12 protein-coding genes are annotated in these 26,709 nt (G+C 63.4%); 5 read left to right on the top strand and 7 right to left on the bottom strand.

What is annotated here, in order from left to right:
- The first annotated feature begins 24 nt into the window (after positions 1 to 24).
- Positions 25 to 2,379 carry a type II secretion system secretin GspD gene (gene gspD / locus K288_RS0116490; RefSeq protein ID WP_152535557.1) on the top strand — a complete coding sequence of 785 codons (2,355 nt, stop codon included), beginning with the start codon at positions 25 to 27 and terminating at the stop codon, positions 2,377 to 2,379.
- 19 nt (positions 2,380 to 2,398) lie between these two features.
- A complete protein-coding gene (locus tag K288_RS49605) occupies positions 2,399 to 3,010 on the top strand; it encodes a hypothetical protein (RefSeq protein WP_027580550.1) in 612 nt (203 codons plus the stop codon).
- Between the two features lie 60 nt (positions 3,011 to 3,070).
- On the opposite strand, the gene gspG is transcribed toward K288_RS49605, so the two are convergent.
- The 7 genes from gspG to K288_RS52405 all read right to left on the bottom strand — a co-directional run bounded on the left by gspG (position 3,071) and on the right by K288_RS52405 (position 23,167).
- Complete coding sequence (gene gspG, locus K288_RS0116480; protein WP_051334569.1) at positions 3,071 to 3,559, bottom strand: type II secretion system major pseudopilin GspG; 489 nt, start codon at positions 3,557 to 3,559, stop codon at positions 3,071 to 3,073.
- 518 nt (positions 3,560 to 4,077) lie between these two features.
- Positions 4,078 to 8,196: an autotransporter domain-containing protein gene (locus tag K288_RS0116470; RefSeq protein WP_084799622.1), complete on the bottom strand. Its 4,119-nt coding sequence runs from the start codon at positions 8,194 to 8,196 to the stop codon at positions 4,078 to 4,080.
- 289 nt (positions 8,197 to 8,485) lie between these two features.
- Positions 8,486 to 9,715 (bottom strand): filamentous haemagglutinin family protein, encoded by a 1,230-nt coding sequence (locus K288_RS54140; protein ID WP_201449689.1) that lies wholly within the window; start codon positions 9,713 to 9,715, stop codon positions 8,486 to 8,488.
- Between the two features lie 4,526 nt (positions 9,716 to 14,241).
- A complete protein-coding gene (locus K288_RS52410; RefSeq protein WP_160168976.1) occupies positions 14,242 to 20,535 on the bottom strand; it encodes a filamentous hemagglutinin N-terminal domain-containing protein in 6,294 nt (2,097 codons plus the stop codon).
- A gap of 248 nt (positions 20,536 to 20,783) precedes the next feature.
- Positions 20,784 to 21,797 carry a FecR domain-containing protein gene (locus tag K288_RS45690; protein ID WP_064737329.1) on the bottom strand — a complete coding sequence of 338 codons (1,014 nt, stop codon included), beginning with the start codon at positions 21,795 to 21,797 and terminating at the stop codon, positions 20,784 to 20,786.
- Between the two features lie 10 nt (positions 21,798 to 21,807).
- On the bottom strand, positions 21,808 to 22,413 hold the full coding sequence (locus K288_RS0116455; RefSeq protein ID WP_027580547.1) for a sigma-70 family RNA polymerase sigma factor: 606 nt from the start codon (positions 22,411 to 22,413) through the stop codon (positions 21,808 to 21,810).
- Complete coding sequence (locus K288_RS52405; protein ID WP_152535555.1) at positions 22,406 to 23,167, bottom strand: TonB C-terminal domain-containing protein; 762 nt, start codon at positions 23,165 to 23,167, stop codon at positions 22,406 to 22,408. The genes K288_RS0116455 and K288_RS52405 overlap by 8 nt, the downstream gene beginning before the upstream one ends.
- 570 nt (positions 23,168 to 23,737) lie before the next feature.
- Here K288_RS52405 and dctP point away from each other — a divergent pair.
- The 3 genes from dctP to K288_RS0116435 all read left to right on the top strand — a co-directional run bounded on the left by dctP (position 23,738) and on the right by K288_RS0116435 (position 26,673).
- Entirely contained in the window at positions 23,738 to 24,757 is a 1,020-nt protein-coding gene (gene dctP, locus K288_RS45685) for a TRAP transporter substrate-binding protein DctP (RefSeq protein WP_051334564.1), read from the top strand.
- A gap of 14 nt (positions 24,758 to 24,771) precedes the next feature.
- The gene (locus K288_RS0116440) at positions 24,772 to 25,272 is read left to right on the top strand and encodes a TRAP transporter small permease (protein WP_027580545.1); all 501 of its coding nucleotides are present in this window, start codon (positions 24,772 to 24,774) and stop codon (positions 25,270 to 25,272) included.
- Between the two features lie 117 nt (positions 25,273 to 25,389).
- Positions 25,390 to 26,673 carry a TRAP transporter large permease gene (locus K288_RS0116435; RefSeq protein WP_027580544.1) on the top strand — a complete coding sequence of 428 codons (1,284 nt, stop codon included), beginning with the start codon at positions 25,390 to 25,392 and terminating at the stop codon, positions 26,671 to 26,673.
- Positions 26,674 to 26,709 lie beyond the last annotated feature (36 nt).

Genomic DNA, 26,709 nt, shown 5'->3' with positions numbered 1-26,709 from the left:
CGGAGAGTACAAGGGAGAGCCATCGTGCAGTTGATCGAACGGTCCCGTCTCTCGCGCGCGGCGTCGCTTGGCGCCATGGCCGGCGTGTGGCTCGCAATCGGCGGCCTTCTGGGCGGCTGCATGATCGACAAGAGCATCGATCTGCCGGGTCGCGATCCCGTGACCGATCCGATCCGCGACGCTGATCTGCGCGCGCGCTGGACCGGTCCGGTCGGCGGATCGTCGTCGGGCGGCAGTGCGCCCGGCCGTTCGATGCAGCCAATGGTGTTTCCCGGCGTCGAGCAGGATCTCACGCCGGCGCCGTCCTCTCGCGAAGTGAACGCGTCGGCGCGTGTCGCCTCGGTCGCGGACGGCGATCTCGCGGCCGAAGGCGGCGGCGTCGAGATAAATTTCGACAACGCGGACCTCCCGACGGCCGTGAAATCGGTGCTCGGCGACGGCCTCGGACTGAACTACGTGCTCGATCCGCGCGTGCAGGGCGTGATCACTCTGGCGTCGTCGCAAAAGATCGCGCGCAAGGATGTGCTGCCGATCTTCGAAAGCGTGCTGCGGATGTCGAATGTCGCGGTGCTGCGCGAAGACAAGCTGATCAGGGTCGTACCGCTGCCGGAAGCCGCCGGCGCGGGCGCGGCGAGCTTCGGCGGCGGACAGCCGGGCTACGGCGTCTCGATCGTGCCGCTGCGTTACGTCTCAGCTGCGGCGATCGCCAAGACCGCGGAGAATTTCCTGTCGCGTCCAGGCGCCGTGCGCGCCGATCAGACGCGCAATCTTCTCCTGGTCCAGGGCACGACCTCCGAGCGCCAGGCCGCGCTCGGCGTCATCGCGACCCTCGACGTGGAGTGGCTGCGCAATCAATCGGTCGGGCTCTATCCGCTGAAGTCGACCGCGCCCGAAACCATGATCCGCGAGCTCGAAAAGGTCTTCGACACCGCCGAAGGCGGCAATGGACAGGGCGTGATCAAGTTCCAGCCGGTGTCGCGCATGAACGCGGTGCTGGCGGTGAGCAAGAACAGCAAGGTGCTCGAGCGCGCGACGCAATGGGTCCGCCGGCTTGACCGTTCCGACCCGACCGGCACCACGGTGCGGGTCTACAGCCTGCGCTACGGCAGCGCGCGCAGCATCGCCCGCATCCTCAACGAGATGTTCGTCGGCCGCTCCTCGCAGTCTGGCAGCCTGGACAGTCAGACGAGTACGACCGCACCCGGACAGAGCGGAACGACATCGCGGCTCGACTCGCTCGGCACCGGCACGCTCAGCAACAGCAACAATCAGGGCACGACCACCCAGGGCGGCACCGACAATTCGAACAACGCGAGCCGCAGCGGTGCGACCCAAGCCGGCCTCTCGGATCGCAAGGACGACGACCAGGATGCCGCGGGGCTCGGCGCGTCAGGGCCCGGCGCCATGCCGCGGGGCGTATTTCAGAATGTCCGCATCACCGCCGATCGGTCGACCAACGCGATCATGGTCTATTCCAACCAGGAAGATTATCTCGTGATCGAGCGGGCGCTGGAGTCGCTCGACCGGCCGCGGCTGCAGGTCGCTGTCGATGCCATGGTCGCTGAGGTCACGCTGACCGACCAGTTGCAGTATGGCGTGCAGGCCTATCTGACCAGCGGCAACGCAAACCTCGGCCAGGACAGAGGGTCGGTCGGCCTGTTCAACGCCGCGCAATCGGCGGCGCAGACGGCTCTGCTCGCACGCGTGCTGCCTGGCTTCAACCTGCTGCTCGGTGCCGAAGCCAACCCCAAGCTGATCCTCAACGCACTCTCCACCCTGACCACCATCAAGGTGCTGTCAGCGCCGTCGCTGGTGGTAGCCGACAACGAGCCGGCGATCCTCGAGGTCGGCGACCAGGTGCCGATCTCGACCGGCAGCACCATCACCGGACTGAACGTGACGAACAGCATCAGCCGGCAGAACACCGGCATCATCCTGAAAGTGCTGCCGCATGTGCATCCGAACGGATCGATCGAGCTCGAGATCGAGCAGGAAGTCTCCAATGTCGTCAATCCCGGCGGCTTCAACGCTCAGAACCTGACGCCGACCATCTCGCAGCGGCGCATCCGCTCCACCGTCGGCACCAGCAACGGCCAGACCGTGCTGCTTGGGGGCCTGATCAAGGAAGACGACGAGCGCACGGTGTCGGGACTGCCCGGCCTCAACCAGATCAAATATCTCGGCGACCTGCTCGGCCAGAAGAGCGACACCAGGAACCGCTCGGAGATCATCGTTTTCGTCACCACCAAGCTCGTGCGCAACAGCCACGACGCCCAGGTGGTCGCCGAGGAGTTCCGCGAGCGCCTCGACAGCATGCGGCGCGCACCGACGACCTTCGACGCGCCGGCTGCGGCGCCGACGCCGATCGCACGCAAGTGAAACGAGGGCTGAAGCCGCCATGGCGATGCGGACATCCATGCTGGGACTCCTGGGGGCGGCCGTCGTCGGCACGGCGGCTTCCTCCGCCGAGCTGAACAGCGTAACACTGAAGGATGACGTCACCATCATCGCGCTCAGCGGCGACATGGCGGAGGGCGACACGGAGGCTGCCGAAGCGCTGATCAAGACCGCCAACGACAGCAACCGCCTGATCTCGGCCGTGCGGCTTGATTCACCGGGCGGCGGCCTCGCCGAGGCAGTCAAGCTCGCCAATTTGATCCGCAGGGCGAAACTGCCGACGATTGTCGCGGCCGGGTCGCGCTGCACCTCGGCCTGCTTCATCGTGTTCGCGGCGGGAATAGAGAAATTCGCGAGCTACGACGCCGCGATCGGCGTCCACGGCGTGTCCGACAAGTTCGGCCACGAAACCGTACAGACCAAGGAGGCGACCATGGCAATGGCACGCATCGCGAGCGGGTTCGGCGTGTCGCCACGCGTCATCGGGCAGATGGTGACGACGCACGCTCACGACATCGCGTGGCTGACGCCCGACGACCTGCGCGCCATGGGTGCGATCATGACCGATCGACCGGGACGTCGCGCCGCGCCGGCGTCGCCCGGCGATCGGTAGCTTGCCGGGCTCGACATTCAGTCCGAAGAGAGAACGACAACGAATGCAGGCTGCTCCACATCACTCGTTGCTGGCGCTCGTCAGTTTGTTCAGGGAGATGTCTCCGGCGAGCCCGCTGCCACCCTCCTGACCGTCCGAACCATAGGAGATGATATCGTATGCGTTGCGCTCGCCGGGCGTACGATAGACATAGGGATGGCTCCACGGGTCATTGGGAACGACACCGCTCTTGAGGTAAGGACCATTCCAACTGGCGACGCCCGGCGTCCGCTGCACGAGGGCTGTCAGGCCCTCCGCCGTCGATGGGTAACGGCCGGTATCGAGACTGAAGAGGTCGAGCGCGCTCGCGAAGCTCTGCATCTGGATCTTCGCCGCTTTGACCTTCGACTCGCTCAGATAGCTCAACACGCGCGGACCGACCAGTCCCATGATCAAGCCGATAATGGCGATGACGACCAGCATTTCGACAAGAGTGAACCCCTGCTCGCCCTGGCGCGTTCTATCCCGGCCGACAGGCCTGGAAATAGCGATGGAGTCTTGCTTCGACATCACTGTCCTTGCTTCATCCAATGAGTTGCGTAAAGCGCATCTCGTGCGGGCCTTCCATCACACCACCCAGCAAATGCCCGATCGAAGTCGGCTCACCACGACTCCTGGCGCTTTCGGATATGCCGATACGCCGGAAAGCCCCCACATCCCTTGGTTGAACAATAATGGTCGGCGAGATCGAACGACAATCGAATTTTTTCTATTTTTTATTGCAGGTTTGGCGTTCGTCAGTCGTCTGTGTCAGACGGGCTCAATCCTGCGCACGGCATCGATGTGGTTGCGGAAGGCGCGACCACCGACTCCGACATTTCGCCGGCCCGGCTGCGGCTTCGTCCGGCGGGCGCAGGCGTCGATTTGTCGCCGCCGCCATAACCCAAGAACTCGACAATAATGATCGACGGACGATCGTTGTCCGGATGTCAGGATTGACCCTGACGGTATTGCCCTCAACCTCCAGCAGTCAAAGGCCCCTGCAAGGGGGCCTTTGCCGTGCGGTGCCAACCCAACCGCCAGTCCGATCACCAACGATAGACCAGCTGACCTTTCAGTCGGTTCTCGCTGGCGCCGTCGCCGAACTGTCCTGACCAGGAAAGGCCCAGCGTCACGTCTTCCCGGATATTCATGTCCAAGCCCGTCTCCGCCAGCAAAGCGTCGATGGCGATCGGTACGCCGGTAACGGTGAATGGAGACCCGCCGGCAAATGACGCCGACAGGTCAGTGCCGATGTCGCCAAAGGCATGACGCCAGCCGACGGTACCGCGTGCAATGAACGTGTTGCCATCGCTCTCTCCGAGGTAGGCCGACGTCCGCAGGCCCAGCGTCGAGAAGGTCACGTCCCGATCCTGCGCGGCGAAGGCGAGCGCCGCATTGCCACCGGTCTCACCGAACCGGTCGGTATGGTGATTGATGTAGTTCAGTCCAGCGAACGATTCGAGCGCGGCGGGTCCAGCCAAGAAGCGATAGTTCACCTCGCCGAACACTTGTGCTGAGCCAGCGTCGTAGCCAGCCTTGAGCGTTTCGGCAAAACCCGGGAACGCCACGTTGCGCGTCGAGGAGATTTGATTCCAGCTGTATACGGCGCCAAAGCTCGCACCGAAATCCCCCTGCCGGGCACCCGCATATCCGGAGATATGATAACTGTCCGTCTCGAGCGACGATCCGCGATCGCCGACGCGCACCTCCGTCTGGCTGTAGCCGGCGGCGAGACCGATACGCCACGTGCCGTTGATCGTCGCGTCGATACCCGACAGCACGCCGCCGGTTCTGCTTGTGGACGCAGCCGCGTTGCCGTCCGCATCACGATCGATCCAGCTGCCAAAGCCCTGCGCCCAATTCGTATACACGACCGGCGACGGCATGACCGGTGCCTTGCGCGCCATCGGCCACTGAGGATCGCTCGGATCGCGCTTCTTGCCAGCAGCATAGCCCAGGGCTTCAGTTTCGATCGCGGCATAACTGTTCATGCCGGATACGGGCGACAGCGCATTCGCGCCGTCGAACGGCTGCGACAGGCGATTGCCTATGATGCCGCTCACCGTGAGCGAATTCTCGATCAGCGCGGCCTGATTGCTGGCGTGCGCCTCACCCGACAATGCATCGAAGGCCATCCGCGCGCCGGAAGCGCTCTGTCCCACCACGGCATTGTAGACTGGGTTACCGCCGCCGAGGCTGTTGATCCCTCCCGCAGCGGCGCGCTGGTTTGCTGTTTGCGCAACCGAGACGAAAGACGTGCTGTTGCGCGTCAACGCAAGATCGACCTTCTTGGAGTCAGAATAGTCGAGCGCCGTATTGAGGAACGCCAGATCCGACGTCACAACGCCGTTGAACTGACCTGTCACGCCGCCGGCGGTCGAGAGGATCGTGTAGCGGCCCGGCGCATAGTCGGCTGCCCCCGCATTGACCTGAACGGTACCGCCGCTCAGAGTAGCGGTGCCGGCAGCGATACGTCCACTCTGCCCCGCGGCATTGATGCCGACCCGATAGATGGAGCCGCTGGCGAAAGTGATGTCCTTCACCGTCAGCGTGCTCATGCCTGTGGGAGCGATCGTCGCGCCGCTCGCGATATTCACGTTACCAACCGAGCCGGCGCCGCTCAGCGTGGCGCCCGCATTGACCGTGGTCAGCACCGAGTTCGCGATCGTCGCGCCGGATGCGATGACGAGTTCGCCGGCAGCGACGTTCGTTGCCGCCGTGTAGTTGCTGACGGCCGTCAGCGTCGTCCTGCCCGAGCCGATGAAATTCACCGAACTCGCCGCGCTCGGATAGCCATAGGGCGTATCGTTGATGGCGTTGGCGAAGACATAGTTTGTATCGTTGTGATTGAAGTTGAGCTTTGCAGCCGCGCCGCTCATGTAGATCGGTGCATCGATCGTACCGGCCGCTCCGCCCGCGCCAATGTTGAGCACAGCAACGCCGTTGTAGAAGCCGCCGACATAGATCCCGCTGGCCTTGACGGCTGCACCATCGGCCACCGTCATGGTGCCGGTCGTGTTGTTGCCGTTCATGAAGTCGCCAAGCACGATCCTGCCAGCCGCGACCAGCCTGGTACCCTGGCCGGTGATTGTCGCCTCACCGGTACCGCCGTTCCACCCGACCTCGACGTCATTGGTGAAGCCTGCCTGCGCCCCGCCCGACATGGTCAGCGCGCCCTTCGAGTCCGCATGATCGACGCCGAGGAACAGATAGGTGCCATTGAGTTGGCCGCCGCTCGCGATCTCGATAGTCCCCTTGCCGCTGTTGACGCCGACGCCGATTTCCGCAGAGGACGCCACCGCTGCGCCGTTGCTGATGACGAGCGCTCCGCTCGTGCCACTTAGCACGCCGATATTGGCTGGGCTCAGCGAACCGACGATGATGCCGTTGGCCCGCAGCGTTGTCCCCTGGCCGTCGATGGTGGCGGTGCCCTTGCCGCCTTCGTTGCCGATGATGGTCTTCCGATCAGTCACCACCGAGCTACCGCTGGCAACGGTGAGCGTACCGGTGCCCGATTCGAAGCCGACGATGAGGTCGTTGGCGTGAACCTTCAACGCTGCGCCATTGGACAGTCCTATCGTTCCGGTCGAACCTGCGCCCTGACCGGCAACAAGACCACCCGCGCTCTCCACCAGCGAGCCCATGCCCGCAGCCGTCACGGTGCCGGTACCACCATTGTAACCGATGCGGATCGCCGTCAGGTCGAGTAGCGCGAGCCTGCCTCCATCGGTGATCGCGATTGTGCCGCGCGCACCGGCGCCGCTGCCGATGTTGAGGTTGCCGTCGTCGTTCGGATTGGCGGGGTCGCCTGCCTTGATGGTCCAGTTCGAACCCGCGCCGCCGATGTTGACGGTGCCCGTCCCTGCACCGCCGCCGCTGAGACCAACCGCGTTGAGCGTTGCGGTGGAGAGCGTGCCACCATTGCGGATGTTCAGCGTGCCGGCGCCGCCATTATAGCCGAGGCGAACCGCTCCGGCCTGGTCGTCCACCTTGCCGCCATCGATCGTCAGCGTTCCGGCACTGCCTGCACCCGTTCCGATCTCGAGATCGCTTCCGGCGCCCGTGATGGTCCAGAGCGAATTCGTACCGGTGATGGTCGCGGTGCCATTGCCGGCGCCTGCACCGGCCGTCAGACCGATCGTGTTGAGACCCGTCGTCGTCAGCTTGCCTCCGTTGAGGAGCTGCATCGTGCCCGTCGCACCATTGTAGCCGAGGCGCAGCGCTCCACCCTGATTGGCGACCGTGCCATTGTCGATGATAAGCAAGCCTGTGCCGCCTGCATTCAGGCCAACGGTCAGATATCCGCTCTGCATGTCGAGCTTGCCGCCGTTGGAAACGGTGACCGTGCCGTGCGCGCCCGCGCCATTGCCGATGTCGAGATTGCCTTCAGCGCCAGGGGTGCCGGCGGTGATCGTCCAGATCGAGCCCGTACCGGAGATGTTTGCTATGCCGGTGCCGGCATTACCCGCGTTGCTCACGCCGACGCTGTTCAGGTTGGAGGTGGTGAGCGAACCGCCATTGGTGATGTTCAGGGTGCCGGTCGCGCCACTGTAGCCGAGCCGTAGCGCGCCGACATTGTTGATGACGGTGGCATTGTCGATGTTCAGCGTGCCGGAGCCGCCTGCATTCAGGCCGATCGAGATCAGCCCATTGGTCATGTTCAATTGCGCGTGGTTCGACACCGTGATGGTGCCGGTCGCGCCATTGCCCGCGCGGACACCGGCGCTGCCGGCATTCCATGCCGACCCTGTGCCGTCGATCAGCAGGGTGCCTGTGCCGCTGCCGATGCCACTGAGGCCGATGGTGTTGATCGAGTTGGTGGTGTCCGACGGCGTGGTATTCAGCACGCCCCCGCCTGTGATCTGCAGCGTGCTGCCGCCACCGACCTGAATGTTCCGCGCGTCGCGGGTATCGCTGATGGTCACAGTGCCGGCGGCGCCCGTTCCGATCACCGCAGGATTGGTGGTCGCATCCGGCACACCGGCGCTCCACTTGGCTGCCTCGCTCCAGTCACCATTGCCGCCGATCCACGCCGATTGCGCTTGCGCCTCACTGGAGATGGACACCGTCGCCAACATCGCAACCAATGCAGTCGATCCCTGCAACGCCAACCAGAGTCGCGACAGGACTCTGCTCTTGGTTCCTGTGACCTTCGTCTCGAACATCGTCTACTCTCTTCTCTTCACCTTGTCCGGACGCGCCGGCACGTTAAAGCTCCACCCGGCGAATTGGCGCCGCCGGGTACCGTTCGCCGCCGCGCATGCGACAGCGTTACAGCTCGCCTCAAGCGAGCCCCTCACGATCGATAGACATCCCCCAGCACTGCGTTGGCGGCCGCCTTCGTGTCCCCGCAGATTGCGTGTTGCAGGAGACCTTCGGGCCTCACCAGCTGCGCTGCCGCCGCTTCCTCCCTGATCCAGCCAACCGCATGAATTGTTGACGTCGCATGTGTTGCTATCGCTGCCCCGCGAGCCGTCGCTTCTCAGCCGCCAGTTCCGCCAACTGATCGCTCGTCACCTGGCCCACCGCGAGAACCTGGAACGGACTGTTGAGGTCGTAGCTCTGGCGGTCGGGAGTCCGGCGGCGATCCTGTCCACCATTGGCCGGTGGTTCGCCATCGCCGCCACCAAAGCCGAGCAGCTCTACGATGATGATCGACGGCTGCTCACTCGCATTCGTCGGCTGCGGAACGGCTACCTGTTGTGCCGCCGCGCCCGCCACATTCGAGGCTTCACTCAAGGCACCGATGTTGGGCGCCTGAACGGTCGGCACGCCGGTGGTCGAGCCACGCGCCGAGATATTGGCGGCGTTGACGATCTGGAGCGCGGCGACGTTGACGTTGGCGTCACTGCGGATGCCGGCCTCGCCCGCGTCGATCGTGCCGAGCGGCGCGATCAGGTCGATACTGCCCGATTTCAGACCTCGGATCGGATTGAGCGAGGCGATGCCGGCGCCGGTGGACGGCACGTTCGGCGAGATCGTGATGCTGCCGTAGTTGTCATAGACGAGCTTCGGCGGCGTGTAGACGATCGTCGTCTTGGAGCCGCGGCCGGCGTTGATGTCGCCTTCCGCCGACCAGACCAGAATGTCGCCGCCGAAGGTAGTCATGATGCGCGACAGCCCGAGCAGGACCGAGCCGCGCGAATACATCTCTATATTGCCCGTACCCTGCGTGACGACGCCCGCCGTCGCAGGCGGCACCTGGCCCTCGAGGCCGACGATGACCTGGCCGTTCGGCGCGAACATCTGGATCGCTCCGCCGAACTGCGTGCGCACGCCGGCGCCGCCGAACATGATGATGTCGCCCGCCGGTCTCGGCGTGCCGCCATCGGCAGGCGGTTCGGAGAACAGCGTTGCGATGGCGTTGCGGCCGCGCAGGTAAGAGTTGAAACGCGAGCTGTTCGGATCGTTGTACTCGCGGCTACCCTCGCGCAGTTCGGAGAAGTACACGGTCCGCAGGAACACGCGCTGCTGCTCCGACGGCAATCCCTCGAAGTACTTGGCCGCTTCGGCCACAGTTCCGGCGAAGCCAAAACGCTCCTTCAGCCAGGCTGCAAGCTCGTTCTCGTAGGTCTTGACGACCTTGCCGGACTGGTCCGCCAGCGGCACGCCGGCCGTGGCAAGATTGGCTGGGTTGAGATAGAGCCTGGCGAGCGCCGCATAGTCGGGCGCGCTCGCGCCCATGCCGGCCTGCATGAAGATGCTGGCGCCGAGGCGCGTATCGCCGGGCGCCAGCGCGCCTCGAGGTGATTGATCCCTGGTCGGCCTGATAGATATTGCGGCCAGCCGTAAGTTCGAGTGTGCCCGGGCCTGCGGCCTGGAAATTGGCGTAGACGATGTCGCGTCCCGCCTGCACGATCGACACATCGGTCTCATTGGCATGATAAACGATATTGCCGCGCGAGAAGACGCCATAGCGACTGCTGCTCGCGTAGTACGGGTCTCCATTGCTGATCGTGTACGGTCTCTCGCCCGCGCCGACAATGTCGCGGCCCGCAATAATGCGCACGGGCTTCGCCGCGATATACCCGCTATTGAACGACTTCCGCGAACTGGTGTTTGTGTTGCGCCAGAAATCGATGATCTCGCCGGTGCGAAGCCCGACGATATCGCCCTCGACCGCGTAGAAGCGTTGCGGAACATCGTCTCCGGCATGGAGGTCGGTGGTGATGGTGTTGCCGCCGAAGGTGTACAGGCTCGCGATGCCGTCGCCGTCAGGACTGAGGTTGCTGTTGGTTCGGGTATTGGATGTCGTGTAGCCGTAGAACGCGGGATGGAACGGCGTCGGCATCACCGAAGGGTCCGCTCCTGACATGCTGATCGGCATGCCCGCGGCGTAGATCGACTGGCCAGCCAGGATCTCCAGTTGCCCGCGAGCCGACGGTGCAAGGACCAGCGACGTCACCGCCGGATTGATGTTGTCGCGCGGACCGCCGTAATAGATGCTGCCTTCCGCCGCCACCGCCCGCAGGGTGGCGGGATAGTCAGTGGACCGTGCCGTGACAGGCGTGAGATTGCCGCCCGCCGCGAACAGATCGACCGTCGTGCGATCCGTCCAAAGCGAGAACGAGGTTTTGCCGCCGCCCTGATAGGAGGTCGTCACACCAGCAGTCGTGACGCTGTAAGGCGTCGTGTTTGGTATCTCTGCACGGCCGGCGTCATCGGCCTGCGCCAGGACCAAGTCGCCGCGCGATGAAAGCGTCGTCGTCGCATCGCCGAGCGCGAGCACCACGCCGCCGGACGAGCGCCCATAGGTCGCAACATCCGGGTCCACCGGACGCGGGTCAACGTTGATGCCGTTGACGAAGCCGTAGCTCAGATCAATCCGGCCGATCGCCCCGGCATCGACATCGATAGAACCGCGGAGGTTGGCGATCACGCCGCCACTGTTGCTCCAGTTCGGGAAGGCACTTCCGGAAGAATTGATATTGGGATCGAACGGGTTGAGCCCGCCGCCTACCCTGAGCCGGAGATCGCCGCCGCCGGTCTGCACCAGTCCATTGCTCGTCACCCTGCCAGTGCCGCCGATGGCAATGTTCAAGGCCTGGCTGACCGGACTGGTGGACGAGCCGATCGGCGCCACGATGCCGCCGTCACTACCAATGGCGACATCGATATTGCCGCCTCCCAGCGTTCCGAGGCCGGTGAAGCCTTTCACGCCGCCCGCGACGGCTGTGCCGGTGGATGTGCTGAACGGGGCGGTATAGGTACCGAAGTTGATCCACCAGGCGGTGGGCTGACCGGCAATATCGCCCCCCTGGCGCCACAGCCAGTTGCCGACATCGTTGGTGTTACGCATCGCAAATCCGGTGGCGCTGCCCTCCACCGTCAGCGCCAGATCGCCGCCATTGATCGGATACCAGGCCTGATAGACGCTCGACGGTCCGCGCACCAGCCACTCATAGGCAGCGCTGGCCGAGTCGAACACCGAAGTGCCAACCCGCGAATTGTTGACCATGAACCCGCGTTGCAGGTTGAACGGATCGCTGCCGTTCGGGCCAACATCCGCCGATTGCGTGCCGGCCGTATAGATGCCGTAGAGCGACTTCATCTGGAAATCGCCGCCGGCGCGCAGGTCGAGGTCGCCGGTACCGGTGCGGATGACGCTGATCCCGAGCGCCGAAAGCGTCGGGTTGCTGAAATGCAGATCGTTGAGCACCATGTCGCCGGTGCCCACCAGATTCAGCATCCGGTTGTCTGCCGCCGTAGTGTCGGCGCCGCTCACGATCCGCATCGACCACGACTGAGAACCGGCCGCGAGCATGGGGGCGATCGCGTAGATCTTGCCCTGCGCACCATCGGGACCAGTGGGACGCAATTGCACGGTTGCGCCGTTCAGGTTGGTCCCGACCGGCAACACATCGCCGGGGTTCAGGACGACCGGCGCGCCAAGCGAGAGGTTTGAGACGAAGACATTCAGCGGCGAGCCTTTGGTCACGACCGTCGCGCGGATCGTCAGGCTGCCAGCAATGGTCGCCTGGTCGGTGGATGGCAAAACCGTGCCGGCCGCGAACCGCGTTCCTGCAGGCAATGTGATATTGACCCGCTGGCCGACGCTGAACAGAACGGCTCCGGACGCATCGTAGATGTTGGCTGTCGCGGTCCATCCGCCTGCCGCAGCGGCCCACGCCGGTACGACAACTCCGACGGCCGCTTCAAACGCGAAAGGAACCTGGACGCCGCGCCGCAGTTGCGTGCCTTGGCGCACCGTGAAATCGAAGTTGGTGACAAAGGTGCTGTTCGGATTGGCCGGAATGATGGTCGTCGTCCCGGATACTCCTCCCTGCAGCGTCCCCGAATAGGCCACCACGTCCGATGTCAGGATACCTGTGACGCGCCAGCCATTGTCGTCCGGCGTGTTCGTCTTCGGCGGCGGCGCGAAGCCGTCGGTGATGCTGCCATTGACCAGAATATCGCCGCCGGCGCGCACCGCCAGCGTGCCCACCTCGCCGGAGCCGTAGACCGCCGTCTTCTGCGTGTTCGGATTGAGGCTCGCATAGCGGTATCCGGAAAGATCGAGGTCGCCCTCCACCACGAGATTGCCATCAGCCGTTGCGGTGGCGATCTCGACACCCGGACGCAGATGGAATGCGCTGGTATAGGCCTTCAGGCCCGCAAGGCGGCCTTGAAGATTGCCGTTCGCGATCGCCGCATCGACGAACGCCGTGCTCTGGGCGTGGATGCCATCGAGATAGGCCTGCGTGATAGCCTGGAGCGGCTTGCCGTCGGCGCCGGGATCGCGCGAAGGCGCATCCGTATAAGTGCGCATGCCATTGACGGCGATGCTCTTCGCGCCGCGGATGCCGAGCGGCCCGCCCGCGCTGATGCCGATGTCGTTGGCGCCATCGCCGGTGCCGCCGACGCCGCCACGGCGGGGCGCGTTCAAGGTCAGCGTGCCGCGCGCGACATTGTCCGCCGAACGCAGATCGATGGTGGCGCCTGGTGACAGCACGAGGTCGCCGATCCCGCTGGTGAGGTCTACGACTGCCCGGTTCGCCGCATCAATCGGCTGGCCATAGCTGTCGACACGCAAGTCGGTGCCATGCGCATCCAGCACTGCGTTGGAAGCGAGCGTCAGCCCGTCACGCGCGGAGAGACGGATCGAGCCCACCTGCGGTCCGCTGGCATCGACCAGGCCTACCACTGTGAGGCTGCCGCCATCGACCGAGACGTCGATGCTGTTCGCCTTCAGCTCGTTGCCGATGACGAGATTGGTGCCTTCCTTCTTGATCTGGAAGCTGCGCGCGCCGAACACGCCGCTGTCGCTCAGACGATGGTTGAGGCCAACGAAGTCCGCGATCGCCTGGGCATGGATATCGATTTCCCCACCAAGATACGGAACGATGGTGCCGCCCGCATCATATGTGCCGGTGGCGGAACCAAAGATCGAGCCGGACAGCGTGACGCTGCCAGCCGTCGCATCGACGGCCGAAACCGTGAGCGTGCCGGCGTTGTTGTTGGTCGCCGAGAGATCGATCACCGCACCCGACGCCTGCGTCACGTCGCCATGGTTGCTGGTGAGCGTGACGTCACCACCCCAGCTATATTTCTTGACGTCGATCATCGTGATCTCACGGCCTGCAACGTCGATGCGCGCATTGTCCGTGAGCATCAGATTGCCGTCGGCCTCGACGGTCAGCTTGCCGCTCGGCAGCGCGATGGTACTGGCGATCGAGACGGTCTGCCCCTTGAGGCCGATTTCGGCACCGATCACATCCGTCCTGGCCGCGGTCGATCCGGCGGGAGCCGTGAGGGAAAGCGCACCGCCGGCGGCGATGCGGTTGATCGAGGACCCCTCGCCTGTCAGCAGCGGCGTGATGAGATTGAGATTGCCACCGGCGTAGGTGGATGCGCTTGTGCCGCTTTGATAGACCGAGAAAGTGTTCCGGTTGTTCGCGGTGATGCGCTGGCTCGCGGTCATGTTGACGGTGGAGAAGCCGAGCGCGAGATGGTCCAGCGTAAGCTGGGTATCGGCAACCGTGAACTTCTGATAGCCGAAGACGATTTCGTCCGCGATCACCTCGAGCGTTCCACTGCCGGTGCCGGGACCACCGGGCACGACAGGCGGCGGAGGCATGCTGGCAGGCGCAGTATTGCTGTTGCGGAACACGCCATTGCCAAGACCATTCCAGATCAGCGTGCCGGTGGTGATCTTCGCGACATCCGAGGCACCGCCGAGACCGTAGATCGCCGGCGTGTTCAACACGAATTCAGACAGGCTCGACTTTCCTGTTGCGGGATCGATCGTGTCGAGGTTGACGGAGCCGAAGAAATTCACCGACCCACCGGCAGAGAGAATAAGCGTCTCGATCTTCGGGATGCCGGCACCCTGGTTGCCCTGCAGCAGCGAAGCGAGAATTTGCTGGTTGAACACCAGGCCGTCCGGCAGGACGCCTGCAGCGACCGCCGCATCGATTGCTATTCTCGCCGATATTGATGGTCGGGACCGCCAACGAAAGATACCGCGCGCCATACCGCGCGTCCCGATCGAGCACCAGCTTGCCTGCACTGCTGGTCGCAAACAGCAGCGTGCCTTCGGTGTAGAGGCCCGCCTTGCCGACGGTGATGCCTCCCTGCGCTCCGCTGCCGCTGCGCAGAGACCGGAAATCCAGGAGCCCGTTCGACAGCGCAAGGACGTTCGTGGTGCTGTCATAGAGGACGTAGCTGTAACCATCGGCAGCGGAGAACGGCACGCTCCCGCCCTTGCCGATGGTCGAGATCGTCACGCCATCCTCGATCGTCACGCCGCCTTGCCCGGCGCTCAAGAGAATATCCGGCGCCTCGAGCACGGCGCCCGTGCGCACGACGAGGGAACGAGCCCTGGAACCAGCGAGGACGTAGTTCTGCTGGGCGTTGAAATACTGGAAGCCACCAAGCGACATGCGCGTCGCGCCGATCGCATTGAGCTCGTCGGCTTCGATCGAGACGAAGCCTGCGGTATGCGGCCCACCGTCAGGAATGATCTCGATATCCGGCGTGAAAGCACCTTCGCCGCCGACACGCACGGTACCGCCGAACGCCCCCTCTCCGCCAGGGTCGAACAGCGCCTTGCCCCTGAAGATCAGCGCGGATGTGTTGGCCGGCGTTTCGCCGGGATAAGTGAGCGCCAGCATCTTGCCGTCCATCGGCAAGATCGGCCGCGGCGCCCCCAGGCGAGCCGCCTCGGCGAGAAGGAAATCGGCATAACCAGTTTCCTTGTATGAGGAGAAATGGCGGACCGACGTGCCGGGCGTTACCAGCAGTTGCGTCGGCGATGCGTTCTGGACTCCGGTGTTTGCGACACTTTGATAGCCGCTGACGGTCCAGGTGCCGTTGCCGACCGAAACCGCGTTCGGCAACGGGGACCGCATCGTGCCCCCGACCTCCACCCGATAGGCGCCGGGCTGCAGGGCGTAACGTGCCGGCATCAGCGTATAGGTGCCGGCCGGAAGGCCGGGAATGCCGCCCGGAATGGTGATTTGCTGGCCGATTGCGGGAGCACGTCCCGCAGTGGCATCAATCGCCGCCGCGCCCGGCTGAACGCCCGGCACGATCGCATAGACCTGATTGTTCTTTGAGCTATAGGAATAGCCGGGATTGGCATTGACCAGGGGCGTGGTCAGCACATCGACTGAACCGCCGCGGCCGCTGATGAAGCCCGCGCCCTGCAGGTCGCCGCCGCCCGACAGATCGAGCAGCGCGCCGCTCGCGACCTTGAATGATTTGCCCCTGAGATTGATACCCTGGTTGACGCTGTCGATGAAGTCGATTGGCGCCGTCACCTCGTTGCCATTGTAGGTATAAGTGATGTCGTCGACCGTGCCGCCATAGGGAATGACCAGCCCGCGTGCGCTCACCGACGTGATGCCGCCATCGAGCAGCGTCACGCTTTCCGTTCCAGGAATCGTCGGGTCATTGCCGCTGAACTGCGTTCCCAGGGTGATCGCACCAAGCGGCGCGCGCAGGATTCCGCCCTGTTCGATCGTCTTGCTGGCAACGCTGAGCTTGCCGAACACCGAGTACGGCATTTCGGGAATGTCGGCGGTGGTACGACCAAAGCGGACGAGATCCCGCGCCGCGAAGCTGCCGCCGCCAGCCATGACCGGATAGACCTGCGCGCCATTCACCTCGAGCACACGGCTGCCGGTGACGAGTCCGGACATCCGGATGTCGCCGCGGCTGTTCAGCGTCACGGTATCGAAGCCCGCATATTGATACGGACGGCTGCCGTTGAGCAGCGGGATGGTGCCCTTGGCGCCGCTCGACTGCAGCTTGTTGATGTCGATCAGAGCCGCATCAATGGTCAGCGTCGCGCGCGACGTGCTGATCCAGCCCCGATCCATGAGAGAGTCAGTGGCGCGCGGATAGACGGGATTGCCTTCGAGCGACCAAACTTGCGTCGCCTTGAGCGCGACGTAGGGCGCGGCGAGATGCACGCTGCCGTCAGATCCAACGCTCGCGAAGGTGCCATTGTAGATTTCGAGCGCGCGGCCCATCGACAGATCAACATTGCCCTCGAAGCGGATCACGTCTGATAGCGCCGAGAACGTGTCGAAGCCGCCGTTCTTGATCTGCTCGACGCTGATGCGCCCTTTGCCGATCTGGAGCGGTCCGTCCGAGCCGCTCGCCTGGTAGTCCATGCCAATCGAGAGTTCGCGGATGAAGCGCACATCGTCCGGGATCGGCGAGCCGCCGAAAGCTTGCCGGTACCGCGCCGTATCAAGCGTCAGGATCAACGTGCCGCCCGAGGCACCAGCACCGCCCGAAAACGCCCGCATCGTGCCGTCGATGTACAGGCCGTTCAAAGAATTGAGCGCGATGGTACCGCCATTGCTTGCGAGCGTAAGGGGTGTGCTGCCAACTCCGAGGCCGGTGCGTGCCGGCAGGTCGATAACCGCGCTGGTGCCGGAGGCATCCAGCACCGCTCCAGGGCGAACGACCACGAAAGCTTCCGCGCCGTTTGCGATCTCGCCCGAACCGGTGTCGCGATCGGTGGGCGCGCCGATGGTGATGACGCCGCCATCCGGCGCGACGCCATAACGCCGTCCGCGACCATCGATGCCGGTGACGGCTTTGGCCGAAACATCGAGCACCGCGTGGTCGCCGATCCACACCGAACGCTGCCCCGGCAGCGGATCCGCCACGGCGCGATCCTTCGATGCCGCATTGAGCTGTATGACATTGATCGCACCGCCCGGCGCACGCAGCAGGCCATCGACCGTGACCTGCCCGCCGCTCTGCACGGTGATGCTGCGGCCCGGATCGACCCTGATGGCGGAACCGCCACCGACCGAGATCTCGCCGCCAAGGCCCATCTGCTGCGACTCGAGAACGAGGTCGGCGCCCGCGCGCTGGATCATTACGCCGTTGGTCGGATCTTCAAGATAGGTCGGCGGCATCCACAGTTCGAAAGGCGGACGGTCCGCCGTCGACTGAACGAAGCCTTCTGCGAGAGCACGATAGACCGGCACCTCGACATCAAGCCTCGTGCCATCGGCAACGACCAGGTGGCCATGTCCGTTGACGTCGTATTTCGAGAAGCCTCGACGGAACAGATCCGGCGTCAGCAGTAGCGCGTTCGCCGCATGCTCCGTTCCGGCGTTGCCGATCACGATCGATGGCGCGTCGATCGAGAGCGTGCCCCCGCCGTTGAATCCATAGCCGCGAATATCGCCATCGATGGTCAGCGCGCCGTGTCCCTTTGACGGAACCTCGCGTTGATCGACCGCCAGAAGCGTGACGCTGCCGCCTTTGCCGCCCTTGATCTTGCCATTGGACGTTATTGCGCCGCCGGACGAGACATCGATCGTGCTACCGCGTTCCAGCGTCACACCATAGGTGGAATCGATCGCGACGCTGCCGCCATTGAGATAGGCAAGACCCGACTGATCGTTCGGGTTGGAAATGCCATTGACCCAGAGACCGCGCGTATCGATGGTCGCACCAGCCGCGACCGTCACATGCGACTGTTGTCCGTCCGCCATCAGGTAGACGAGTTGGTCGGCGTCGGTCACCAGCCCGTCGCTGATCCTGACACTGCCACCCCGCGCGACGATGTTGGCATTGACGTTGACTTCGGGCGAGTAGAGCGCGACCCGCCCGCCATTTGCGACAGCGAAGTCCTGCTCGACTGTAACGCTGCCGCGCGTCGCGACCGACAGGCCGCCGAGGTTCTGGTCGCTGAGATGCTTGGCGTCGAACCAGACGGTCCCGCTGCGGCCATCCGGCAAGGCTTTGTCGGCATCGAGTGCTGCGGCGACCTGATCGATTGCGCCAATCCGCACATCCGAACTGTAGGCGTCGACCAGACCAAAGTGTGTGTAGTGCCCGACCGACAAGGTTCCGTTCTGCGCGACTACATTCTGCCCGACCTTGTAGCCATCGGTGACGCCATCAGGCCGCGCGCTGTTCTGGCGCGATCCCTGCACAACGTCGTTGACGATCTCGCCCTCGAAGATCGCCGCCGGCGTCGAGAGATTGAGACGGCCGGCATCCCGGCCGATGGTGTAACCGTCTTCCCAGCGAACATTTTCCCGGCCGCGGCCGAACGGACTGCTCCAGACTTCGGTGACACCCCAGCGCTCGTGGTCACGCGAAAATCCCTGACCTACGCCGTAGAAGGTCATGTCGCCGCGCGCATTGTCGATGCTGTAGAGGCGCCCGTCGCCGCCAAGGAAATTGGTGGTGCGGATATATCCTCCCTGGTAACTGATCGAACCGCCGGAGATATCGAATACCGATCCCTGCTGCGCGACGATATCTCGGCCTGACAGCGTGATCGTTCCACCGACCGCGCTCCATTCTCCGATCGTATGCGCAGTATTCGCGAGATAGCCGCCGACTTCGAGCAGGCCGCCGGGCGTGTAGTAGCGGTCGCCCTCATAGCCGCCGGTGCCGCTCGGTACATAGACCAGGTTACGGATATCGACCCAGACGTTCTGGTTCTTCAGATAGTTGTTGTCGCGATTGTCAGGGCTGTCGCGGAGTTCGTTGCCCTGGATATTGACCACGATATTGTTGCTGGACATCGCCAGCGAAACATCGCGGACACCGGAGACGTCGATGGTCGCTCCCGTCTCGGCGAAAACCCGGCCGGCGGCGGATACCGCAACCTGACCGCCTTGCGCGATCGTCAGCGAGCCCTTTTCTGCGCCGCCCCTGAAGACGACGTTACCGCCGGTGACGATCTCGATGCGCGATTGGTCGAGACGGTCCTGCAGGATCGACCGGTTGTTGAACGGACCCGAGGCAGCGTCGAAACGCAACCCATCGGCCTGGGCTGACGCTGCGATCAGCGCATCACGCTGGCTGTTGAGCGCGGTTTCCTCGCTCTCCAGATCCGGGATGATCATCGTCACGCTGCCGGCATTCAGCGTCACGCTGCCGAGACCGTCCGTGGCCGAATTCAACAGATGGATCGTGCCGCGCGTATTGACCGATGTCGAGGCAACGAGAATGCCGTTCTGCTCGATGGTGCGCCCCGCGAGCGTGATGTCGCCCTGTGCGCTGGTGACGACGCCGTCGTTGCGGACGAGACCGGCTACGCTGCCGTTATCGAACACCGGGGCGATCTCGATGCCGCGGGTGGTAGATGAATTATTGGCCTCCGTGCTGTAACCGCGCCGCAGCACGAAATCGTCGCCCGACGAGAGCACCGTCTGGCCAAGCGGCGTGTTGATCGAGCCTGCATTGATGACTTTGCCGCCCATCAACAATATGAAGCCGCCGCCGGATGTCACCGACGCGGGCGTGTATGTCTCGATTTGCGCGTCGGCCTCGACCTTGATCTCGCCGCCGCCTTTGCCGTTGCCAAGCAGCGCCGCCGCATCGGTGAAGCTTGGATTCCAACGCGTCCCGGTCTGGGTTGAGTAGAGACCAGCCAGGAACTGATCGTTGGAAATTTTCGCGGTCGAGGCGATCAGTGAACCGACGTTCACCTGGCTCGCGCCGCCGAAGATGATGCCGTTCTGGTTGATGATGTAGACAGAACCATCGGCCTTGATGCTGCCAAGGATCTGGCTTGGCCGACCATCAACGCCGAGCACGCGGTTGAGCGCAACCCAATCCCTGTTGCCCTGCTGATTGAAATTCAGATCGGTCCTGCTGCCGACATTGAACGTGTCCCAGCTCAAAATCGCCTGCGGCCGCGTCTGGTCGACATTGACTTTTGTCCGCCCGCCGCCGTCGACAGACTCGGTTGGCAGATTGGCTCCTTGCCAGAGATCGGCATTGACGTTGCCACCCGGATCGACCACGCCACGGCCAATCCGCAATCCACCCGCGCGCAGGCCGTTGGGAACGATATCCGGCGTGGCCTGGAGGGAGACCTGTGCCGCGTCGCGCGCGGCTTGTTGGCTTGCGCGCAGCGCTTGAATCGCAAGCGTCGCACGCCTCAACGCATCGCTCGCCTCCCGCGCCTGGCGCTCGGCTTGCTGCTGCGCCGATTGAGCCGCGGCTATTGCTGCGGCCGATGGCGATGGTGATGCCGCTCCCAGTGGACGCGCGAGGACGGGCGAATGTCCCATCAAGAGCGCCGCCACGCTGACCCCGGTGAGCATCGTGCGACGAGCGTGCCGGCGAACAGTGGTCGAGGAAAAAACGGCGGGTCGGTGCAACATTCGCAAGCTCTCTCGGCAACCTGTCTTCGGACCAACTGCCCTTGGAGCAGCGATCGTCACCGATGAGATGAATGCGGCCTGCGAAGACCGAACGAAATTTTCGAGGTTAACGAAAAAAAATTATTTCTATGCCCGTCCGATCACTGCGTGCGCGATCAGGTCAAGACCACGATGCCTCCAGGCAGCGTGCGTGCATTCGCCCCGAAGATATGAACGATCTGGACGACGATCTTGTCGGTTTCCGCGGTGGCGACACGCGCCGTCAGCAAGCGGCGACCAATCTGATCGTTCATCAGGATGATGCGGTTTGGTCTGTAGCGGTTGATTTCCGCAATCACCTGAGCAACTGGCGTCCCATCAAAGATCAGCTTGCCCTGCTGCCACGCCGAGACTCTGTCGGGATCGAAGCCCCGCACATCACTGATAGCGCGATCATCATAGATCACCTCTTCCCGCGGGCGAAGCTGCGCTTTCGCGCTGCCACGCTGCACGAGCAAATCGCCATCGAGACACGCGACCGAGACCCTCGAGCCGTCGCAACGGAGATTGAAGTTCGTGCGCATGGCAACCATGCGCGCCGAACCCGCGACCACCGTCAGCGCAGATGAAGGATCGCTCTTGGAAAAGGCGGCCTCTCCCGCCAGCAGTTCGAGTTGTATCATTTCAGCAGTTTGCGACAGCACAGTAACGCTCGTTCTGGTGTTGAGATCGAGCGTCACCGTGTCCGCCAGCGTCAGGATCCGTCGCTCACCCGCGCCGGTGCGATAGTCCGCCATCATTTCGGAGTAGGACGGCCACAGATCGAGGGGCGGCTTGGCGAGAGCATAAGCGGCCGAAGCGGCCAGCGCGCCTCCGATCAATGCACGGCGTCCCAGGCGCGCCGACACGACCGGACGCGCTGATTTCTCGCTGTAGACCTTAGACGCCGCATCTGGATTGTCCCGCATGCTCGCGCGAGCGACTGGACCGAGCGCATTCCACACCCGCCGCACGTCGGCATAGGCCTTGGCGTGCGCCGGGCTCTGGCGATACCAGGCGCGCATCGACTCGATTTCGGCAGACGACATACCGCCGCGCATAAAGCGCACGATCCATTCGTACGCGTCGCGCTGAATCGGATCGAGGCCCTCGGGGGCCAGCTCGTCGCTGCCTGTTGCCTGAATAGCCATCGGCTCCGGCTCACCGGGTCTCGTCGTCATCACATCCTTGGTTCGTAGCAGTTGCGGCCGTCTTCCCCTTAGATGCTTGAAGTGCGCCGGGACCGAACCGTTGGACCACATCGCGGTTCAGACGGGCCCCGCACAGCATCAGCGCGACCTTCAACTCCTTTTCGACAAATCTCTGGGAGACCCCCAATCGCTCGGCGATCTCCGACAGCCGCATCCCTTCAATCCTTGCGGCAAAAACGATCTGGCGGCGCCGTGGTGTCAGCTCGTCAAAGGCCCGCTGCAGCGCCTCAATTTCCTGCCGCGCTTCAATGTTTTGCAGAGGATCTGGTGAATCGTCAACGAAGCCGAGCAGATCGTCAAGGTCCGACAGATTCTCCGAGCGCCGTTCGCGGCGAAAGCTCATCCGCGCGATATTTGTGGCTATCGTCAGGAGATATTGCCGAGGGCTTGACACGATGCCGATACCGGCAGGTTGCGTCAAGCGCAGGTAAGTCTCCTGCAGTACCTCGCCCGCCAGATCTTCCGAGCCAAGGCGTCGCGCCAGAACACGCTTCAGCTCTTCATACTGACCGACAAGCATCTCGCGAAGCACAGAGACATGGCCTGCGTCACTCATGGCTGGCTGCCCGAGCAGGAGCCGATCCGCCTGGCTGCGGGCATTCGGATGCATATTGACTGGAGCGTGGCAACACCAGCAGCGTAACCGGCTGCGGCATGTTCGGCGGCGGCGCGCTGGCGATAACAAGCTCCCGCACAGCAGCGATATAGGCCCGATCGCGCTCTTGCGAACCTGTCGGAGACGCCAGTTCCGCCCGCCTGACCGAACCCGACGGTGCAATCCAGAGACGTACGATGATTTCGTCGTTGTCGGTTTGATTCAAGGACGATTGACAAAAGACCGATCGGAGGCTGGCTTGGATCAGTGCGAAATACGGCAGAAACTCAGCAGATCTGTTCTTGAGCAAGGCAAGCTCGTGCTCACGATCCTGCCGGCTTGGAGCAAGGATTGTGATGGTGCCCGGCTCGAATGACGCGACAGAGAGCCCTGTCCCCTCCAGCAGGAGCTGGAGTGCCCTGTCGGCGGAAAACATGCCGCGAACCTGGCGCGAGCGATATCCGCCAACGATGCCGCTCTCGTAGTACAGCTCCACTTTTGCGAGATCGCCAAAAGCCTTGAGCGACGAAGCAAGAGGCTGCGGCGGAATATCGAACTGGATCTGTGCCGTCGCGCCAGCACTTTGCGCACGCCCTACGTGATGCGAATCAAACAAACTCAAAGCCGCAACCAGAATCCCCCAGGCCCAGCTCCGCGCCGTCTGGCGAATGCCCATCCCGCCCGAGGAATTGATGTTCTCGGCAACGCTACGCATCTTCACACCCGACCGTTCGGCTCAGGTGTCGCCCCTAATGAAAGAATGCTGAGTGAACCTAGTCTGCCGACAGTGAACCCAAGAAATGACACCCAAACTTGCGGGCGCCGGCGGGACGCTAGTAAGTCAACATTACAGTTTCACGACAAATACCTTCGTTGCCCCGAGGTCATCCGTGAAGATTACCACGCTCGGCCGCAAGAGCGCTGAGGCTCGCCGCGTCTCCATGTTCATACAACAAGGAGATACCTTCGAGACACCGAAGCGGGCCGCGGATCAAGTCCGAAGCGCCGACTCATACATGATGATCGAAGGCTGCTCGCCGCCGCGATGGCGCTGGCAAGGCCGCCGTTTGTGCGGCCGAGCCGCCACATTGGATGGCCCCCCGCACTCGAATTTTTCACCTGAACACACGCCAAATAGGATGGTTGACGCACCTAACTCGTTGTGAATAATCTATTCGCAATTGCACCGTGCGAGGTGCCCGGCCTACCCAAGCTGCCGCATTGCACGGGAAAAGCACCGCCCGACGGTAACGGGCGGGCAACCGAACTCGGAGGAAATACAGGCATGCGCAAGATAGCGCTGGCGGTGTCGGCCCTGCTCGCCGTTTTGACGACCTGCGGCGCCTCCGCAGAAGACAAGTTCAAGTTGCGCGCCTCGGTGGATACGTCGATGACGCATGGCCGCACGATCGCTCTCACCGACTATTTGAAAAAGCTTCACGACAGATCCGGCGGCCGGATCGAGACCGAACTGTTTCACAGCGGCCAGCTATTCCGCGACCGGGATGTTGTGAAGGCCCTGCGCCAGGGCGCGGTCGAGATGGCGATGCCAGGCACATGGGTGCTGACGGGATTCGTGCCGGATGCCGACGTATTCCAGTTGCCGTGCTTCTTCGGTCAGCCGTTACCGGTCGTCTACTCGGCCGTCGACGGCAAGATCGGCGGCTTGATCAATACGAGCTTCGAGAAAAGCCTGCAGGTCAAGATGCTCGGCTCGTGGCTGCCGCTGGGCTACCAGAACACCTACACCACCTCCAAGCCGATCCGCTCGTTCGACGATCTGGCCGGCATGAAGATCCGCAACTCTGGCGGCGCCGGGCAGGCGATCCGGGCGAGGTTCTTTAATGCCCAGCCGAACATGACTGCATGGCCGGACGTGCCCCTCGCGCTCTCGCAGGGCACCTTCGATGGCCTGAGTTCGACGGACGAAAGCCTGGCAAGCGCGAAATTGTGGGAATCAGGCGCGAAATACGGCTTCGAAGATCACGAATTCATCGGCTTCTACGTGCCGATGATCAGCAATGTATTTTACAACAAGCTGCCACCCGACCTGCAGGCGCTGGTCGTCGACCTCTGGAAGGAGAATATCGCGACGTACCGCAAGCAGATGGAAGACGCTCAGCTCGACGCACGGCGCACGCTGGAGCAGAACGGCATGAAGTTCTTCGCGCCGGCGGAAGGCAAGCTGGTCGAAATCCGGCAGAAGATGATGCTGACTCAGAACGCCGTCGCCGCTGAACTGAGAATCTCCAGCGCGATGCAGGAGTTGGTCAAGACCGAGTTCAAAGCCGAAGCACTACGTTGAGTGCCGCCCGTCCGATGGAAATTTGGAATCGTATTGAGCGCCTGCTGATCGGTGCTCTCGGCGCGGCGGCATTGGTGCTCGGCACCCTGCAGGTGATCGGGCGCTATGTCGACCAGCGTTTTGCCTTCATCTACGGCGAGGAAATGATCGTCTACGTTACCGTGTGGGCGGTCTTCCTGGCCTCCAGCCAGCTCGTCCGCACCGACGGGCATGTGCGGCCCGATATCGTGCTGCGCCTTTTGCGGCCGCGAGCGCAAAGGGCAGTGGAAATCTTCAATTGCTGTGCGGCGATCGTGTTCTGTATCGCCCTCACCTATTGCGGGTTCGAAATCTCGAGCATGTCGCATTCACTCGACGAGCGGAGCATCACCGGTCTCGAATTCCCGATGTGGATCTACTACGCGTCGGTAGGCGCCGGCGGCCTGTTGATGCTCATCCGCTATGTCATTCGCCTCTACCGGTATCTGTTCCGGTTCGATGCGGCCTCGATGACGATCGCAGCTCAGGAACACTAATGCCCCCTCCGAAGGCATCCGCTTCAAGCCGGGCGGGCAGAACCCGTGCTCGATCCCTCGTCGCTGCTTTTGCAGTTCGAAGGGCGATCTGCGCGCGCGCGAGGAAGCCATAAGGCGATGTGGACCATTCTCTTCCTGCTTCTGTTCTTCGGCCTGCTCGCCGCCGGTACTCCGATTTTCCTCGTGCTCGGCCTCAGCGCAGGCGTGCTCTATGCCTCAACCGGTCAGCCGCTGGTCGCGATTGCGCAGAAAATCGCCGACGAACTGAATTCGAGCACGCTGATGGCGTTGCCACTGTTCGTGATGGCGGCGGCCTTCATGCGCCGGGGCGGCGTGGCGAAGGCGCTGGTCGACGTCGCCATCGCGTGGTTCGGGCGGCTGCGTGGAGCGCTGGGCCTGGTCACGGTCGTCTCCTGCACGCTGTTTGCCGCCATTTGCGGTTCATCGGTCGCCACAGCGCTTGCGATGGGCACCATCCTCGTGCCGGCAATGCTGGAACGCGGCTATCCGCGCCATTTCGCACTCGGCGTCGTCGGGGCCTCCGGCACGATCGGAATCGTGATCCCGCCAAGCCTGTCGCTTATTCTCTATGGCCTGATCGCGGAGCAATCGGTGCCGCGCCTGTTCCTGGCGGGCATCCTGCCGGGCCTGCTCCAGGCGGCCATGTTCTTCGGCTGGGTCTTCTACTACTCCCACAAACACAAGCTGCCGCGCGAACCCGCCGTACCCAGCGGCGAGTTGCCCCGCCTGACCTTGCGCGCCCTTCCGGCGCTCAGCGTTCCCGTGGTCGTCATGGTTGGCATCTACGGCGGCCTCGCGACCGTGACGGAATCGGCGGCGATCGCGGCGGTCGTGGCACTGATGGTCAGCCTGTTCGTCTACAAGGGCTTCAGCCCCACCGAAACCCTCGATGTGATCGCCGATGCGATCAAGAGCGCGGCCACCATCATGATCATCGTGGCTTCCGCATTGGCCTTCGGGCATTGGATGACCGACTCGGGCATTCCAGCCTCGCTGGTGCGCTTCACCGTCGACCATCAATTGCACGCCTGGCAGTTCCTGCTGGCGATCAACATCCTGCTGCTGATCCTCGGCTGCTTCCTCGAAGTCGCAGCGACACTCCTGGTCGTCATGCCGATCCTCGCGCCGGCGCTGAAGCCGCTTGGCGTCGACCCCGTCCATTTCGCGATCGTGTTCACGCACAACATGGAGATCGCGCTGGTGCATCCGCCGGTCGGCCTCAACCTTTACGTTCTTGCCACCATCTCGAAAGCCCCGGTGGTCGAGGTGGTCCGCGGGATCTGGCCATTTCTGGTGCTGCTGCTGCTGTGCCTCGGCATCATCACCTATGTGCCGCAACTCTCGCTTTGGCTCCCCGACCTCGTCTACGGGCGCCAGTAGACCCGGATTTATGCAGACACGGCTACCCACGCATGC

The organism is Bradyrhizobium sp. Ai1a-2 (genome assembly GCF_000426245.1).
Taxonomy (GTDB): Bacteria; Pseudomonadota; Alphaproteobacteria; order Rhizobiales; family Xanthobacteraceae; genus Bradyrhizobium.
This window is presented reverse-complemented; position numbering and strand designations above follow the sequence as displayed.